Below are 16,068 nucleotides of genomic sequence, written 5' to 3'. Positions count from 1 at the left end.
GTCCCCCCGACCGACCGGAGCCACCCATGGACCCCCGTCACCTCGTCGTCGTCGGCGGCGGCATGGTCGCGCAGCGGCTCGTCGAAGCCCTCCGCGACCGCGACACCGCCGGCGCCTGGCGGATCACCGTCCTCGCCGAGGAGCCTCGCCGCCCCTACGACCGTGTCGCACTGACGAGCTACTTCTCCGGCCGCGACCCCGAGGACCTCGCGCTCGGCGACGCCGACCTGTGGCGCGACCCGCTCGTCCGCCTCGTCCGCGACGACAAGGTGACACAGATCGACCGCGAGGCGCGCACGGTGACGGCCGCGTCGGGCCGTACCTACACCTACGACCACCTGGTCCTCGCGACCGGGTCGTACGCGTGGGTGCCGCCGACGGAGGGCGCGGACCTGCCCGGGGTGTTCGTCTACCGGACGATCGACGACGTCGCCGCGCTGCGCGGGTACGTCGAGAAGCTGCAGCAGGACCTGGTCCGCCCGGTGCGCGGCGCGGTGCTCGGCGGCGGTCTGCTCGGCCTGGAGGCGGCGGGTGCGCTGCACGCGCTCGGCGCCCAGGCCACCGTGCTGCAGGTCGGCACCCACCTCATGGACACGCAGCTCGACCTGGGCGGCGGCGAGGCGCTGCGCCGGCTCATCAACAACATCGGCGTCGGCGTCCGGGTCAAGGCCATGACGGTCCGGATCCGCCCGCACCGTCGCGGCGGCGTCGGCCGGCTCGACCTCGCGGACGGCGGTCGGGTGGACGCCGACGTGGTCGTCGTGGCCGCGGGCGTGCGGCCCCGCGACGAGCTCGCACGCACGTCCGGCCTGGAGGTCGGCCCGCGCGGCGGTGTCGTCGTCGACGACACGTGCCTCACGTCGGACCCCGACGTGTCGGCGGTCGGCGAGGTGGCCTGCATCCAGGGTGCGTGCATCGGCCTCGTCGCCCCTGGCTACGCGATGGCGGAGGTCACCGCGGACCGCCTGCTCGGCGGTGCGGCGGAGTTCCCCGGCGCGGACACCGCGACGAAGCTCAAGCTCGCGGGCGTCGACGTCGCGAGCTTCGGCGACGCGTTCGGCCGCACCGAGGGTGCGCTCGAGCTCGTCTGGGCGGACCCGGTGAACGGCGTCTACAAGAAGCTCGTCATGTCGGACGACGCGCGCACGCTGCTCGGCGGCGTCCTCGTCGGCGACGCGTCCGCCTACGCGAGCCTGCGGCCGATGCTGGGCCGCGAGCTGCCCGGCGACCCGGCCGTGTTCCTCCTGCCGGAGGGCGGCGGGGGAGCGCCGGACCTGGAGCTGCCCGACGACGCGGGCGTCTGCTCGTGCAACAACGTGTCCGCCGGGACCATCCGGGCCGCGGTCACCGAGCACGAGTGCACCGACGTCGGCGCGGTCAAGGCGTGCACGAAGGCCGGCACGAGCTGCGGGTCGTGCCTGCCGCTCGTCAAGAAGCTCGTCACCACCGAGCTCACCAAGCAGGGCATCACCGTCAGCTCCGCGCTGTGCGAGCACTTCGCGCTGTCCCGCGCGCAGCTCTACGACGCCGTCCGGGTCGCCGGCCTGCGCAGCTTCACCGAGGTCGTCGAGCGGTTCGGCACCGGCCGCGGCTGCGACATCTGCAAGCCTGCGGTCGCGTCGATCCTCGCGACGACCGCCCCCGCGCACGTCCTCGACGGTGAGCGCGCCGCCCTGCAGGACACCAACGACCACGTCATGGCGAACCTGCAGAAGGACGGCTCGTACTCGGTGGTGCCGCGCATCCCGGGCGGCGAGGTCACGCCGGAAGGCCTCATCGCGATCGGCGAGGTCGCGAAGGACTACGGCCTCTACACGAAGATCACCGGCGGCCAGCGGATCGACCTGTTCGGGGCTCGCATCGACCAGCTCCCGCTCATCTGGCAGCGGCTCGTCGACGCCGGCTTCGAGTCCGGGCACGCGTACGGGAAGTCGCTGCGGACCGTGAAGTCGTGCGTCGGCTCCACGTGGTGCCGGTTCGGCGTGCAGGACTCGGTGGCGCTCGCGGTGCTGCTCGAGCTCCGGTACCGGGGCCTGCGCTCGCCGCACAAGCTCAAGCTCGGCGTCTCCGGCTGCGCCCGCGAGTGCGCGGAGGCCCGCGGCAAGGACGTCGGCGTCATCGCGACCGACAAGGGCTGGAACCTCTACGTCGGCGGCAACGGCGGGTTCACGCCGCGGCACGCGCAGCTGCTCGCGGAGGACCTCACCACCGAGGACCTGATCCGTGCGATCGACCGGTTCCTCCTCTACTACATCCGCACCGCCGACCGGCTGCAGCGCACGGCGCCGTGGGTCGACGAGGTGGAGGGCGGCCTCGACGGCGTCCGGGCCGTCGTCCTGGAGGACTCGCTCGGCATGGCCGCGGACCTCGACGCGCAGATGGCGCAGCACGTCGAGGAGTACGAGGACGAGTGGCGGGCCACGCTCGAGGACCCCGAGAAGCTGCGGCGGTTCGCGTCGTTCGTCAACGCCCCCGAGGTGCCCGACCCGTCCCTGGCCTACGTCCCCGAGCGCGGCCAGGCACGACCTGCCACACCCGACGAGCGTGCCGCGGCCGGCCGCGGAGAGCCCGTGCTCGTCGCCGGATCGACGCTGGAGGTGCGGTCATGACCGTCCTGGACACCCCCGAGACCCGCACCTGGCAGGCCGTGTGCCGGGTCGACGACCTCGCCCCCGAGCGCGGCGCCGCGGCCCTGCTGGACGGCCGCCAGGTCGCCCTGTTCCGGCTGGTCGACGGCCGGGTCCTCGCGGTCGACCAGCACGACCCGTTCAGCGACGCCTACGTGATCTCACGGGGGATCGTCGGCACCCGCACGGTCGACGGCGTCGAGGCCCCGACGGTCGCGTCGCCCATGTACAAGCAGGTCTTCGACCTGGTCACGGGTGCCTGCCTCGACGCCGCGGGCAAGACGCCCGTCGCGGGCGCGTCCGCCGACCTCACCGCGTGGCCCGTCCGGGTGCGCGACGGCGTCGTCGAGGTGGGGACCCCGTGACGACGATGCTCGGGCTCGACCTCACCGGCCGGCCCGTGCTCGTCGTCGGCGGAGGGCCGGTCGCCGCCCGGCGGGTCCAGGGGCTGCTCGCCGACGCCGCCCGGGTGACCGTCGTCGCGCCCCAGCTGTGCGAGGTGCTGCTCGACCTGCACCGGTGGGGCCTCGTCGAGTGGCGCGCCCGCGAGGTCGTCGAGAGCGACCTCGACGACGTGTGGCTCGTGCACACCGCGACGGGCGACCGGGCCACGGACGGCGCCGTCGGCCGGTGGGCGGCCCAGCGGCGCACGTTCTGCGTGGACGCCGGATCCGGCGCGTCCGGCACGGCGCGCACCCCGGCGACGACCCGCAGCGGCGACGTGCTCGTCGGTGTCGTGTCGACGGGTGCGCCCGACCCCCGACGGACCACCGCGGTGCGGGACGCGCTGTCCGACGTGCTGCACGAGGGTGGCCTCGACCTGCGCGCCCGACGACCCCGCCGACCCGGCGAGGGCCGCGTGGTGCTCGTCGGCGGCGGGCCGGGCGACCCGGCGCTCATGACCGTCGCGGCCCGCCGGGCACTCGCGCAGGCCGACGTCGTCGTCACCGACCGTCTCGGCCCCGTCGAGGTCCTCGACGAGCTCCCTGCGGACGTCGAGGTGATCGACGTCGGCAAGACGCCCGGCCACCACCCCGTGCCGCAGGACGAGATCTGCCGGATCCTCGTCGAGCAGGCGCAGCGCGGCCGGTTCGTCGTGCGGCTCAAGGGCGGCGACCCGTTCCTGTACGGCCGCGGCGGCGAAGAGGTGGTCGCGTGCCGTGAGGCGGGCGTCCCGGTCGAGGTCGTCCCTGGCGTGAGCAGCGCGTTCGCAGCTCCTGCGTCCGCGGGCATCCCGCTGACCCACCGCGGGACCGTCGGCGCGGTGCACGTGATGAACGGGCACGACGGATGGTCGTCGGCCGCGCTCACGGGGCTGCGGGACGCGTCCTGCACGGTCGTGGTGCTCATGGGCGTCGCGGTGCTGCCGGACCTGACCGTGCAGGCGGTCGAGGCGGGCGTCGACCCGTCGACCCCGGTCGCCGTCGTCGAGAACGGCTCGCTGCCGACCCAGCGCGTGACGCGCGCCCCGCTCGGCGAGATCGCCGCGCGGGCCGCCGAGGTCGGCGTCCGTGCGCCGGCCGTCGTGGTGCTCGGACGGGTCGCCGCCGCGGGGCTGCTCGACGGTGCGAGCGGACCGACCGGTGGCGCCGAAACGTCCGTGCCACACGCACGCGACACAATGACCTCGTGAGCGACCCCATCGACCAGACGCTTGCGGGGTGCGTCGTCCTGATCACGGCCGACCGCCGGTCCGCCGAGCTCGCCGCCGCCCTGACCAGGCGCGGCGCGTCCGTCCGGCACGCACCGGCGCTCGGCATGGTGCCGCACACCGACGACGCCGCCCTCATCGAGGGCACGCGTGCCCTGCTCGCCGACCCGCCGGACACGGTCGTCGTCACGACGGGCATCGGCTTCCGCGGCTGGATCGAGGCCGCCGACGCGGTGGGCCTCGCGGAGCAGCTCGTCGACACGCTGAAGCAGACGCGGATCGTCGCGCGCGGTCCGAAGGCCCGTGGTGCCATCCAGGCGGCCGGACTCACCGCCGACTGGGTCGCCGAGTCCGAGACGAGCGCCGAGATCGCGGAGGTGCTGCTCGACGACGGCGTCGCCGGGCTGAAGATCGCCGTGCAGCACCACGGTGCGGGCGCCGACGGCCTCGACGAGGCGTTCGCCGCGGCCGGCGCGACGGTCCGCAGCCTCGTCGTCTACCGCTGGGGGCCGCCGCCCGACCCTGCCGTGGTCACCGCGTCCGTGAAGGCCGTCGCGGGCGGCGAGGTGGACACGGTGGTCTTCACCTCGGCCCCGGGTGCGGCTGCCTGGCTCGCGGCCGCCGACGAGGCCGGGGTCACCGACGCGATCGTGGAGCTCGCCCGTGCCGGCGGCGTCGTGATGGCCGCCGTCGGTCCGGTCACGGCGCGGCCGCTGGTCGACCGGGGCATCGAGCCGCTCGTCCCCGACCGGGGCCGCCTCGGCTCGCTCGTGCGCTCGCTCGTCGCGCACTACGGCGGCCTGCAGGCGCTCAACACGGTCGCGGGGCCGCTGCAGGTGTTCCGGGGCGCGGCGGTGCTCGACGGCCACGTGCTCCCGCTCACGCCGAGCGGCCTGGAGGTGCTGCGCCTGCTCGCCTCGGCGCACGGGTCCGTCGTGCCGCGCGAGCTCGTGCTGCAGGTGCTCCCGGGCGAGTCGCGCGACCCGCACGCCGCCGAGGTCGCCGTGGCCCGGCTGCGCGACGCGACGGGCAGCCGCGAGCTCATCAAGACCGTCGTCAAGCGCGGCTACCGCCTCGAGCTCGAGCACACCGCATGACGAACGCGATGCATGCCGCCCGGCCCGCTCCCGCGCTCGTCGGCTGCTCGCACGGCACCGGCAACGAGGACGGCCGGGCGGCGATCCGCTCGATCCTCGACGGGGTCCGGACCCGGCGGCCCGACCTCGTGGTCCGGGAGGCGTTCGTCGACGTCCAGCAGCCCGAGGTCGCGGACGTCGTCCGGGAGACGCTCGACGAGGGTGCGCCGGGCGTCGTCGTCGTGCCGTTGCTGCTGTCTGTCGGGTTCCACGTGAAGGTCGACATCGCCGCGGCGGTGGACGTGCCGGCCGCGGAGGCGTCCGCACCCCTCGGGCCGGACGACCGGCTCGTCGAGATCCTCGTCGACCGGCTCGCGACGGCCGGCCTGCGGGAGGGCGACGTCGTGGTGCTCGCGGCCGCCGGGTCGAGCGACGCGGCCGCGGCACTGGCCGTCGAGGCCGTGGCGGCGGGCCTGTCGGACGCCCTCGACCAGCCCGTGACCATCGGGTACGGCGCGGGAGCCGAGCCGCGCGTGCCCGCCGCGGTCGCCGCCGCACGCGAGGGGCTCACCGGTGACGGCCGCGTGGTCGTCGCGTCGTACCTGCTGGCCCCGGGGTACTTCCACGACCGGGTCCTCGAGGCGGGCGCCGACGTGGTCGCGGACCCGCTGGCGCCCGACGAGCGGCTCGTCGAGATCGTCCTCGACCGCTTCGACGACGCCGCGGCCGCAGTGCCGCCGGTCGGCTGACCGTCGCGGCGTCGTCGCAGGTCCGACCGGCCTAAGCGTTTCGGCAGGGTCGGTCCGTGGACACGCTCTTGCCGCGTCGACGCACCCGCCGTACGAATCGTCGGTGCACACCGACTCGCCCCGCTCCCGCGTCCTCGTCCCGCTGCTCGCCCTCGTCGCCGGTGGTGCGCTGCTCGCCGGCTGCACGTCGGACGGCGGTGACTACACGTCCGCGCCCACGGAGGGCGGACCCACCATCGGACCGTCTCCGGACCTGCGGGCCGCCGAGGTCCCCGACTGCCTCCCGGAGGGCACCGCGACCGCCGCGACGGGTCCCGAGGACGACCCGACGCTCGTCGCCTGGACCGGGTCCGGCGCGAAGGCCGTGCTCCTCGCGCCGCAGAACCAGAGCGGCCCGTGCGAGTGGGCCGACCAGCTCACCCGGCTCGCAGGCCAGGGGTACCTCGTCGGCACGTTCAGCTGGTCCGAGAACAGCGCGCAGTCCGTGCGGGACGCCGTCCAGGTGCTCCGCACCATCGGCGCGCAGGACTTCGCGCTCGTCGGGGCGTCGAAGGGCGGCACGTACGTCGCGGGTCTCGCCGACGAGATCTACCCGAAGGCCGTCGTGGCGCTGAGCCCGCCCGCGGAGTTCGACGGGGAGAGCGGCCGCGCCACCGACAGCACCTACGACGGGCCGCTGCTCGTCATCGCGTCCGCCGACGACACCGTCGTCGGCGCCGACGTCTCGAAGCTCGTCTCGCGCGCCGACGACCCGAGCACGTACCGGGTGCTCGACGGGGGAGCGCACGGCGTCGCGCTGTTCGGCGGCCCGCACAAGGCCGAGGTCGAGAAGGCGATCGACGACGCCCTGGCCGCAGGCTTCGCGAACTGACGCCACAGCACCGCGGGCGCCGCGACCGGGGGGAGGTCGCGACGCCCGCGGTGGGCTTGGAGGGTCAGACGAGCCGGCGGCGCACCACCGTCGCGATCCCCGCACCGAGGGCGAACAGCGCCACCGCCGCCAGCCCGCGGCCGGTCGCGTTCACGCCCTCGCCGTCGACCCCGGCGATCTCGATCGAGTACGCCGTGGCACCGACCGCGCCGTCCGGCGCGCCGTACGCCATGCCCTCGGTCGACGCCCGCTCGGCACCCGCCTGCAGCACGGCGTACTTCACGCCGTAGTCCGCCGCGGTCTCCTCGCCGCTCTCGACGAGCTGCGAGGTGCCCTGGTCCGAGAGCTGCTGCGCACCGTCGACGAGCCCGGGCGCGCCGTCGGCCGCGGTGGCCAGGCCGTCCGCGAGCTGCGTCGAGCCGTCCGCCGCGTCCTTCAGGCCGGACGCGAGGTCGTGCGCACCCTTGTCGAGCTGCGACGCACCTGCACCGAGCTGACCGAGGCCGCTCTGCAGCGTCTTGCCGCCCGCGTTGAGCTGCGCGACACCGCCCTGCAGCGAGTGGACACCTCCACGCAGGGTGTTGCTGGCCTGGGTGTCCGTCGCGCCACCGACGCCGCCCTGCACCTTGGAGATGACCCCGCCCACGAGCTGGTCGACGCCCGCGTCGACGCCGTCGAACCCGTCGACCTTCTTGGTGGCAGTCAGACCTTCGAGCAGCCCGGGCGTGTCCTTCCGGCACTCCTGCAGCGCCTTCGAGCTGAGCCCGCACTCGACGCCGATCAGCACACCGAGCGCGGCCGTCAGGTCGGTCGAGGTCTGCGCCGTACCCGCCTTGACGACAGGCGCATAGCCCTTGATGCCCGTGAGGGCGTTCTTGGCCTCGGTGAGTGCGGTGTCGTTGTCCGAGCTCGTCACGTGGCTCAGCTGCTCGATCGCGTTGGCCACGCCACCGTCGACCGCGCTCGCTGCCGCGGCGAGCCCGGGAGCCTGGGCTGCGCTCGTCTTCACCGTCGCCCGCAGGGAGTCGACCCCGTAGAGCAGGGTCTTGCCCGGGACCACGGCGCCCGACTGGTCGAACGACCCGATGGAGTCGCGCAGCCTCGCGATCCCCGCGTGGAGCGGCTTGGCGGCCTCCGGCAGGCCGCCGATGTCGGTGTACATCTTCGCGAGGCCGGAGTCGACCATCGCGAGACCGCCGTCGACCTGTGTCAGCCCGGCGATGAGCTGGGGGGCCTTGGCGTTCGCCTCGGCCAGCCCGGAGGAGAGCTTGCGGCTGCCGTCGGCGAGCTGCGCGGCGCCCGGGGCGGCCTCGCCGTTCAGGCCGTCCGAGAGCTGGTTCGCGCCGTCCCGCAGCTGGAGCAGCCCTGCGAGGAGCTCGGACGCCCCGTCGCGCAGGAGCAGCAGGTTGGAGTCGATCTGCACGGCGCCGGACGTCAGGTCGACGCCGCTGTTCGCGCCGGACTGGTAGCTCGCGGAGCCGGCCTTGTAGGACGGGAAGTCGAGCGGCGACACGGGCAGCGAGGTGAGCGTGGCGGGCGGGACGACGCCCTTCGAGACGTGCGCCGTGTAGCCGAACTCGGCGGTCGCGGACCCGATGGGCGGGAAGAGCGTCATCTGGAACGTCATGAGCGTGCCGCCGTGCCCGTCGCCGGCCATGGCGGCCTCGTCGGACCGGACCTCGGTGAACGACGACGGGAGCGTGGTGGTGAGCGAGCCGATCATCGGGACGACCGTCTCGGCCTTCGCGGTGGCCTTCGCGCCGCTGCCGTCGTCGTACTGGACGTCCTGCTGCTTGCCCGTGACGTTCTTGACCGTGTACCTCACAGTCAGCTCGCCGGTCCTGCCGACGACGGCGCCGGGCTCGACGGGCTTCCCGTCGAACAGGTAGCTCACCGCGACCTGCAGCGGGAGGTCCTCCTTGTAGTCGCTCACGGAGCGCAGCCGGCGCTCGCCGTCCACGTCGACCGTCGTGACGACCGCACCGTTCTTCACGGTGTACCCGCCGAAGCCGTCGAGGTTGCGCAGGCCGCTCGTCGAGACCGGGTTGGTGATCGTCGCGGAGCCGTGTCCGGACAGGTCGAGCTGCTCGTACACGCGGGCCTTGACGAGGCCGCCGTTCGCGTTGAGCCGCGCCTGGACGGTCTCGGTGTTGGTGACGCTCACGTCACCGGGGTCCGCGGCGATCGCGGCACCGCCGGTCGTGCCGACGAGCAGCGGGACCAGGGCGAGGGCGCACAGGCTGGTGGCGGTGGGACGGCGCACGTCAGGCCTCCGTGGCGGGCTGGAACGGACGGGGGTCGGCGGGGGCGAACGTCTGCTCGTACTCCTGCTGCTCGGCGACGCGCTCGCGCTCGCGGTCGGCCTCGACCTGCGGGCCGAGCAGCGACGTGGCGACGAAGCCGGCACCGGCGGCGAGCAGCACGGACGTCGCGGTGCTCCACGACGAGCTGACGAACGCGGTCGGGTCGGCCGCGTAGGTGAGCTCGTAGGCACCGGCCATCGCGGCGGCGCCCAGGAGCGTCGCCCACAGCGGCAGACGGCCCCGGGTCCCGGCCGCGACCGCGAGGCACAGCAGCAGGACGAGGAGCACGGCGACCGCGCGGCCGCCGCTCGTGTCGGGCAGCACCGCGGCGCGGACGGCGTAGCCGACCCAGGCTGCGACGAAGCCCACGCCGAACGCGCCGGCACGCTGGGCGGGGGACCGGTCCGGGACGAGCCCGAGGGCGCCGCCGAGGGCCGCGCCGAGCAGGGCGACGCCCTGGACGTCGAGACCGAACGCGTCGGAGAGCAGGACGATCGCCGTCGTCAGGACCGCGAGGAAGACCCCCGCGAGGATGTGTCGCCTCATGACCACCTCGATGTGGTGAACCGCTGGATGGACGTCCACCCCGGTCCGGTGCACCGCCTCCGTCGCCGTTGACGGGTGCGCGCGCCGGGCTGCCGGGGTGGAACCGAGCGATGTCTACCAGCGAGGGCGACACGTGAGCCATGCGGTACTAGGTAATTGGTCCCGCGTCCTAGGTAAATCCGGACCGGTATCAGGTAACCGTTACAGGTCTGTGACCTGGGTCACGAATCCGGTCAAAACGGAGGCGACGCCGTCGGTCACAGGTAGCGCAGCGGGTCGAACTCCTCGAGCGGGATGATCCGCAGGCGCGGCAGCTGCACGTTGAACGCGGCGACGTCCGACTCCAGGTCGAACGTCGACAGCCCGCGCGCCGTCAGGCCGGCCAGCGCGGTGCTCGTGAACTCCCGGAACGCCAGCAGCCCCACCCGCCGGTCCGGGTCGTCGACCAGCACCTCGACCTCGGGGGCGAAGTCGCCGTCGTGGCTGGCCAGGAGCACGTCACCCTCGCGCTGCGCGATCGCGGCGAGCGTGCGCTTGATGCCGATGTCGACGACCTTCTCGTACGACTCGCCCGACAGCGGGATCGGCTGGAACCCGATCGCGAGCAGCGCCTGCACGAACGGCATCGGCAGGTTGCCGTTCGACGCGTTGAGGAAGAACAGGCCCTTGACCGGCTGCTGCCACGTCTGCTGCGCGAACTGCAGCACCCGCTCCCAGCGGGGACGCTGCTCGGGCGTCGGGCGGCCGCCGAGGATCGACGAGCCGAGGGTCGCGTCGATGTTCTCGCCGTCGACGAGGAGGTACGTGGTCCTGCCGGCGGTGTCCTGGCTCATCGGGCCAGCGTATCGGCGGGTTCCCGGGACGGGCGCCGGGCACGACGACGGCCCGGCACCCGCAGGAGGTCCTGCGGGCACCGGGCCGCCGGTCGACGTCACGCCCCGTCAGGGACGCCCGTCGTCAGGAGCAGGTGGTGCCGTTGAGCGTGAACGACGACGGAGCCGTGTTCGTGCCCGTGTGCGAGCCGTTGAAGCCGATCTGCGCGCTGCCACCGGCCGGGAGCGAGCCGTTCCACGACTCGTTGGTGATCGTCACGGCGGAGCCGGACTGGCTCGCCTTGGACGACCACGCCTGCGTGATCGTCTGCCCGGACGGGAACGAGAACTTCAGCGTCCAGCCGTTGATCGCCGCGGACGAGGTGTTCTTGATCGTCACGTTGGCCGTGAAGCCGGTGTTCCACTGGTTGACGCTGTACGTGACCTGGCAGCCGGCCGGCCCCTGGGTCTGGGTGGGCGTCGGCGTCGGGGTCGGCGTCGTGGGGGTCGGCGTCGGCGTGGTGGGCGTGGGGGTCGGCGTCGTCGGGGTCGGCGTGGGCGTCACGCCGCTGAACGCCGACACGATGCCGTCGTACGCCGGCTTCTTGGCGTAGTTGTTGTCCCACACGAGCGCCGCACCCTGGCCGGAGAACGTGTCGGGGACCCACGAGTACTTGTCGGTGATGCCCCAGATCGTCACGCCCTTGCAGCGCGTGACGTTGTTGCAGGCCTGGAAGACCTTCTTGTAGTCGGCGGCCTGGTTGGCGAGCTTGGTCGCGTCCGACGGCGTCTGCATGCGGATGTCGAGCTCGGTGATGCGGACGTCGACCCCGAGGTCGGCGAACCGCTGCAGGTTCGTCTGGAAGTCGCCGGGGACCTGGCCGACGATGAGGTGCGACTGGAAGCCGACGCAGTCGATCGGGACGCCGCGGGCCTTGAAGTCCTTGACGAGGTTGTAGACCGCGGTGCTCTTCGCGTTGACGCCCTCGATGTTGTAGTCGTTGATGCAGAGCTTCGCGTTGGGGTCGGCCGCCTTCGCCGTCTTGAACGCGGTCTCGATGTAGCCGTCACCGAGCTTCTGCTGGAACGGGGACTCCGAGCGGCGCGTGCCGCTGTCGGAGAAGGCCTCGTTGACGACGTCCCAGGCGAAGACCTTGCCGGCGTAGTGCGTCGCGACGTTGGTGATGTGGTTCTTCATCGCGGCCTCCATGGCGGTGGCCGACAGGCCGGATACCCAGCCGGGGAGCTGCGAGTGCCACACCAGGGTGTGCCCGTACAGCTTCTTGCCGCTCGTCGCGGCGTAGCTCGCGACCTGGTCGCCGGTGCCGTAGGTGAAGTTGTTCTGCGACGACTCCGTGGCGTCCCACTTCATGCCGTTCTCGGGCACGACCAGCGAGAACTCGCTGTCCGCGATCGACTTGTAGCCGGACTCCGAGAGCTTGTCGGGGCTGAGCGCGAAGCCGATGTCCTTGCCGGCGGCGTTGCCGTAGTCCTTCAGGGTGCTCGCGGCCTGCGCCGGGGTGACGACCAGCGCGGCGCCCACCACCAGGGTCGCGGCGGCGGCGCAGATCGTCGTGCGCAGTGCGGTCCGCGTCCGGGCCTTGGGCCGGGCGTGCGGTTGTGTCGGGGCCATGGTTTTCCTCCTCGTCGAGCCAGTGCCGAACGAAGAGTGGTCATCCGTGACGGGGGTGCGCGAGGTACTGAAACATTTCGGGCGATTGCCCTCGGAACTTTCGATAGTTATGGGTCCGGGAAGGATGCGCCGGGCCGGGATGTTGTTGCGAACGCATGGACCTGACGGAGGAGCTGCAGATGACGCAGGGGCACGAGCTCGCCGGCACGCGCGCGGCGGCCGAGGCGTGGGAGTCGCTGTTCCGCGCCCAGGTGGCCCTGATGCGGCGCTTCCAGCGCGACGACGTCTGGGGGCCCCTGTCCATCCGCGAGTACGACGTGCTGTTCACCCTGTCCCGCTGCCCCGGCCGGTCCGCCCGGCTCAAGGAGCTCGGCGAGGGGTCGCTCCTGACGCAGCCCAGCCTGTCCCGCCTCGTCGAACGGCTCGAGGCCGACGGCCTCGTCACCCGGGGACCGGTGCCCGACGACGCCCGTGGCGTCGCGGTGACGCTCACCGACGAGGGCGCGCGGATGCAGCGGGAGATCGGCCGGCGGCACGTCCGCTCCATCCGACGCCTCGTCGGCGGGGCGCTCGACGCCGACGAGCTCGCGACCCTGCAGGCCCTCACGGACAAGCTGCGCGCCGCTCAGGCCGCCATCCCCGACCCGTCCTGAGCACGTCAGGACCTCCGGCCCATCCGTTCGTCCGGTCTGTCCCGGACCATGGATGAGTCGCCGCTCGCCCGTCGGGCGGCCATCAGCACAGAGGGGAGCGAGGTTCCATGCGCGTGCTCGTCACGATCGCATCTCGGCACGGGGGCACCTGGGGGATCGGCGAGGCCGTCTCCGACGTCCTGCGGCAGCGAGGTCACGAGGTGACCATGCGCGAGCCCGACGACGTCGCGACGCTCGACGGCGTCGACGCCGTCGTGCTGGGCTCCGCGGTCTACACGGCCCACTGGCTGCCCGCCGCCCGCGACCTCGCGGACCGGCTCGCCGACGAGCTCGCCGAGCGGCCCGTCTGGCTGCTGTCCTCCGGCCTCGCGACCCAGCCGGCCGCCGCGGCGAACTCGCCGCACGAGACGCGCGACCTCGCCGAGCGGATCGGCGCCCGGGGACATCGCAGCTTCCGTGGGCGTCTCGACCGCAGCGTCCTGTCGTTCACCGAGCGTGCGGTCATCGCCGGCGCGCGCGCCCGTGACGGCGACCACCGCGACATGGCGGCCGTGGCCGCGTGGGCGGAAGAGGTCGCGGACGCGCTGACCCCCGCGCACGCCTGACGGCCCCGCACGCCTGACGGCACGGCGCGCCTGACGGCAGGGCGCGCCTGGCGGCCGTAAACGCCTGGCCGTCAGGCCTCGGGCGCCCTCAGGAGACGCGCGGTGCCACGTGCCGCAGCGCCCGGAGCTCGGCCGCCACGGCCGCCGTCGCGGGCCGGCGGGCCGGGTCCTGCTCCGTCATCGCGCCGAGCAGCCGGACCCACTCCGGGCCGAGCTCGGGCGGGATCGTCGCGGGGTGGAGCAGCCGGGCCAGCGAGCTCGTCAGCGCGTCTCCCGGGTACGCGCGCTCGCCCGTGAGGCACTCCAGGAGCACCAGGCCGAGCGAGTACACGTCGCTCGCCGGTCCCGCCTCGCGGCCCAGCGCCTGCTCGGGGCTCTGGTAGCCGGCGGTCCCGGAGGTCGATCCCGTCGAGCGGACCGCACGGCGTACTGCGCCGTTCGCCCCGTCGCCTAACCTGCCGCCCGCCGCGCCGCCCGTCGCGGCGGTCGTGGCGGACGCGATGCCGAAGTCGGCGAGCACGACGGGGAGCCACGGCGCGTCGCCGCGACCGGTGGGTGCCGCCGTGGACGCCACCAGCACGTTCGAGGGCTTCACGTCCCGGTGGGTCACCCCGGCGGCGTGCGCGTGGCCGAGCGCCACCGCGAGCTGCCGGCCGACGTCCGCCGTCAGGGCCGGTGCCAGCGGCCCGTCGGAGATCGTGTCGCGCAGGGTGCGTCCCTCCACGAGCTCCATGACGAGGAAGGCCACGGGGCCGACCCCGTCGAGGACGTCGGCTCCGACGTCGAGCAGGGCGACGAGGTTCGGGTGGGCGAGCCCGGACAGGATCCGTGCCTCGTGCGCGTAGCGTCGGATCTCGTCGGGGGACGCGGCGGCGAGCGTGAAGATCTTCACGGCGACGCGGCGGTCGAGCCGACCGTCGGTCGCGACGAGCACGTCTCCCGAGCCGCCGCGGCCCAGCGGGCCGCCGAGCCGGTAGCGCCGGCCGAGCACGGCGGCGCCCGGCGCCGGGTCGTCGGTCAGCGGCACGGTGTCCTCGGGTGGTCGGCGCGTCGGGGGCGCGGGCGGCACGGCGGGTCGGGGTCCGCCTGGGACGACGGTAGGAGCGTGCGGTCCTGGCCGCATGTCCAGGGGGGTGCCGTCGCCCGTCCAGGTGAGTGCCTCGACATGCCGTCCGCGGCTTGCAAGGGAATGCAAGCGGCTTGCAACATGGGGACGTAGACTTCGCTGCATGTCACGGCGACTCGCAGAGGTAGCGCGCAAGGTCGGTGTCTCGGAGGCGACCGTCAGCCGGGTGCTGAACGGCAAGCCGGGGGTCTCCGAGCAGACCCGCGAGGCCGTGCTCACCGCGCTCGACGTGCTCGGCTACGAGCGGCCCACCAAGCTGCGCGGCGAGCGCGCCCGGCTCGTCGGACTGGTGCTGCCCGAGCTGCAGAACCCGATCTTCCCCGCGTTCGCCGAGGTCGTCGGGGGAGCGCTCGCGCAGCAGGGCTTCACCCCCGTGCTGTGCACCCAGACCGCCGGCGGCGTGTCCGAGGCCGACTACGTCGAGCTGCTCCTCGGTCAGCAGGTGTCGGGCATCGTGTTCGCGGGCGGGCACTACGCCCAGCGGGACGCGACCCACGGGCACTACGAGCGGCTGACCGGCCGCAACCTGCCCGTCGTCCTCATCAACGCGTCGATCGAGGAGCTGCCGTTCCCGCGCGTCTCGTGCGACGACCAGGTCGCCATCGAGCAGGCCATCGGCCACCTCGCCTCGCTCGGTCACACCCGGCTCGGCATCGTGCTCGGTCCTGTCGACCACGTGCCGTCGGAGCGCAAGCTCGTCGCGGCGAAGGCGTGCGCGGAGCGTCTCGGCATCGACCTCGGCGGCCACCACGTCGTGCGCTCCGCCTACTCGCTCGAGAGCGGGCAGGCCGCAGCGACGCGCCTCCTGAAGGAGGGCGTCACGGGCATCGTGTGCGCGAGCGACCCCCTCGCGCTCGGCGCGATCCGCGCTGCGCGGCGGGCCGGGCTGCGGGTTCCGGAGGACGTGTCCGTCGTGGGCTACGACGACTCCGCGTTCATGAACTGCACCGAGCCGCCGCTCACGACGGTCCGCCAGCCGATCGAGCCCATGGGCCGTGCGGCGATCGACCTCCTGGTCAGCCAGATCAACGGCGGGTCGGTGCCGCAGGAGGAGCTCCTGTTCGAGCCCGAGCTCGTGGTCCGCGGCTCGACGGCGCCCGCGCCGACCGCCTGACCTCCCACCCGGCCGCCACCGCTCGCGGCGGCCGGCCCGCGCCCGGCCGACGCCGCTCGCCACGGCCGAGGCACGCGCACGGCACACCTCTCTCGCCACGGCCGGCGCGCGCGCCCGACCCCGGCGACGCCTTGGCGACCGTACGGGCCGCGCTCCGGCGTCGATGTGGCCCCCGTCACGCCAGCGGACGACGGCTCGCGCACTGGTTCGACCGCGCTGAGGTCACGCTTCGATAACTGTCCTGTCGTGTTCTTGCGTGCTTTCAGTCGAGACCTTTAGTCTCGGCCACACGCGGACGACGC

At 73.7% G+C, this 16,068-nt stretch carries 14 protein-coding genes; 9 read left to right on the top strand and 5 right to left on the bottom strand.

Annotated features, from left to right (window positions below; all coding sequences use genetic code 11):
* The first annotated feature begins 26 nt into the window (after positions 1-26).
* The 6 genes from nirB to Cch01nite_RS18305 all read left to right on the top strand — a co-directional run bounded on the left by nirB (position 27) and on the right by Cch01nite_RS18305 (position 6,974).
* Positions 27-2,609, top strand: a complete 2,583-nt coding sequence (gene nirB, locus Cch01nite_RS18330) for a nitrite reductase large subunit NirB (protein WP_203757930.1) — start codon at positions 27-29, stop codon at positions 2,607-2,609.
* Positions 2,606-2,992 carry a nitrite reductase small subunit NirD gene (gene nirD, locus Cch01nite_RS18325; RefSeq protein ID WP_203757929.1) on the top strand — a complete coding sequence of 129 codons (387 nt, stop codon included), beginning with the start codon at positions 2,606-2,608 and terminating at the stop codon, positions 2,990-2,992. The genes nirB and nirD overlap by 4 nt, the downstream gene beginning before the upstream one ends.
* Positions 2,993-2,997: 5 nt before the next feature.
* Positions 2,998-4,260 (top strand): uroporphyrinogen-III C-methyltransferase, encoded by a 1,263-nt coding sequence (gene cobA, locus Cch01nite_RS18320; RefSeq protein WP_203757995.1) that lies wholly within the window; start codon positions 2,998-3,000, stop codon positions 4,258-4,260.
* A complete protein-coding gene (locus Cch01nite_RS18315) occupies positions 4,257-5,375 on the top strand; it encodes a uroporphyrinogen-III synthase (protein ID WP_203757928.1) in 1,119 nt (372 codons plus the stop codon). Before cobA ends, Cch01nite_RS18315 begins: the two co-directional genes overlap by 4 nt.
* On the top strand, positions 5,372-6,103 hold the full coding sequence (locus Cch01nite_RS18310; RefSeq protein WP_203757927.1) for a sirohydrochlorin chelatase: 732 nt from the start codon (positions 5,372-5,374) through the stop codon (positions 6,101-6,103). Before Cch01nite_RS18315 ends, Cch01nite_RS18310 begins: the two co-directional genes overlap by 4 nt.
* 103 nt (positions 6,104-6,206) lie before the next feature.
* Complete coding sequence (locus tag Cch01nite_RS18305) at positions 6,207-6,974, top strand: alpha/beta hydrolase (RefSeq protein ID WP_203757926.1); 768 nt, start codon at positions 6,207-6,209, stop codon at positions 6,972-6,974.
* A gap of 64 nt (positions 6,975-7,038) precedes the next feature.
* Here Cch01nite_RS18305 and Cch01nite_RS18300 read toward each other — a convergent pair whose 3' ends face one another.
* The 4 genes from Cch01nite_RS18300 to Cch01nite_RS18285 form a co-directional block, all read right to left on the bottom strand.
* Positions 7,039-9,237 carry a hypothetical protein gene (locus tag Cch01nite_RS18300; protein ID WP_203757925.1) on the bottom strand — a complete coding sequence of 733 codons (2,199 nt, stop codon included), beginning with the start codon at positions 9,235-9,237 and terminating at the stop codon, positions 7,039-7,041.
* Between the two features lies 1 nt (position 9,238).
* Complete coding sequence (locus tag Cch01nite_RS18295; RefSeq protein ID WP_239071009.1) at positions 9,239-9,823, bottom strand: hypothetical protein; 585 nt, start codon at positions 9,821-9,823, stop codon at positions 9,239-9,241.
* A 257-nt stretch (positions 9,824-10,080) separates the two neighbouring features.
* Positions 10,081-10,656 carry an NYN domain-containing protein gene (locus tag Cch01nite_RS18290; RefSeq protein WP_203757924.1) on the bottom strand — a complete coding sequence of 192 codons (576 nt, stop codon included), beginning with the start codon at positions 10,654-10,656 and terminating at the stop codon, positions 10,081-10,083.
* A 124-nt stretch (positions 10,657-10,780) separates the two neighbouring features.
* The gene (locus Cch01nite_RS18285; protein ID WP_203757923.1) at positions 10,781-12,268 is read right to left on the bottom strand and encodes a glycoside hydrolase family 10 protein; all 1,488 of its coding nucleotides are present in this window, start codon (positions 12,266-12,268) and stop codon (positions 10,781-10,783) included.
* A gap of 155 nt (positions 12,269-12,423) precedes the next feature.
* Here Cch01nite_RS18285 and Cch01nite_RS18280 point away from each other — a divergent pair, with 155 nt between their 5' ends.
* Both Cch01nite_RS18280 and Cch01nite_RS18275 read left to right on the top strand, forming a co-directional pair.
* The gene (locus Cch01nite_RS18280) at positions 12,424-12,921 is read left to right on the top strand and encodes a MarR family winged helix-turn-helix transcriptional regulator (RefSeq protein ID WP_239071008.1); all 498 of its coding nucleotides are present in this window, start codon (positions 12,424-12,426) and stop codon (positions 12,919-12,921) included.
* 107 nt (positions 12,922-13,028) lie between these two features.
* The gene (locus Cch01nite_RS18275; protein WP_203757922.1) at positions 13,029-13,526 is read left to right on the top strand and encodes a flavodoxin domain-containing protein; all 498 of its coding nucleotides are present in this window, start codon (positions 13,029-13,031) and stop codon (positions 13,524-13,526) included.
* Positions 13,527-13,614: 88 nt separating this feature from the next.
* On the opposite strand, the gene Cch01nite_RS18270 is transcribed toward Cch01nite_RS18275, so the two are convergent.
* A complete protein-coding gene (locus Cch01nite_RS18270) occupies positions 13,615-14,553 on the bottom strand; it encodes a serine/threonine-protein kinase (protein WP_239071005.1) in 939 nt (312 codons plus the stop codon).
* 202 nt (positions 14,554-14,755) lie between these two features.
* On the opposite strand from Cch01nite_RS18270, the gene Cch01nite_RS18265 reads away from it, so the two are divergent.
* Complete coding sequence (locus Cch01nite_RS18265) at positions 14,756-15,766, top strand: LacI family DNA-binding transcriptional regulator (RefSeq protein WP_203757920.1); 1,011 nt, start codon at positions 14,756-14,758, stop codon at positions 15,764-15,766.
* The last annotated feature ends 302 nt before the right edge of the window (positions 15,767-16,068 follow it).

It is taken from the genome of Cellulomonas chitinilytica (genome assembly GCF_016862675.1).
Lineage (GTDB): Bacteria > Actinomycetota > Actinomycetes > Actinomycetales > Cellulomonadaceae > Cellulomonas > Cellulomonas chitinilytica.
This window is presented reverse-complemented; position numbering and strand designations above follow the sequence as displayed.

Bases quoted from the DNA above. Each gene is read 5' to 3' on its own strand.
- nirB (WP_203757930.1), top strand. From the start codon at position 27: ATGGACCCCCGTCACCTCGTCGTCGTCGGCGGCGGCATGGTCGCGCAG.
- nirD (WP_203757929.1), top strand. From the start codon at position 2,606: ATGACCGTCCTGGACACCCCCGAGACCCGCACCTGGCAGGCCGTGTGC.
- cobA (WP_203757995.1), top strand. From the start codon at position 2,998: ATGCTCGGGCTCGACCTCACCGGCCGGCCCGTGCTCGTCGTCGGCGGA.
- Cch01nite_RS18310 (WP_203757927.1), top strand. From the start codon at position 5,372: ATGACGAACGCGATGCATGCCGCCCGGCCCGCTCCCGCGCTCGTCGGC.
- Cch01nite_RS18295 (WP_239071009.1), bottom strand. From the start codon at position 9,823: ATGAGGCGACACATCCTCGCGGGGGTCTTCCTCGCGGTCCTGACGACG.
- Cch01nite_RS18290 (WP_203757924.1), bottom strand. From the start codon at position 10,656: ATGAGCCAGGACACCGCCGGCAGGACCACGTACCTCCTCGTCGACGGC.
- Cch01nite_RS18285 (WP_203757923.1), bottom strand. From the start codon at position 12,268: ATGGCCCCGACACAACCGCACGCCCGGCCCAAGGCCCGGACGCGGACC.
- Cch01nite_RS18280 (WP_239071008.1), top strand. From the start codon at position 12,424: ATGGACCTGACGGAGGAGCTGCAGATGACGCAGGGGCACGAGCTCGCC.
- Cch01nite_RS18275 (WP_203757922.1), top strand. From the start codon at position 13,029: ATGCGCGTGCTCGTCACGATCGCATCTCGGCACGGGGGCACCTGGGGG.
- Cch01nite_RS18265 (WP_203757920.1), top strand. From the start codon at position 14,756: ATGTCACGGCGACTCGCAGAGGTAGCGCGCAAGGTCGGTGTCTCGGAG.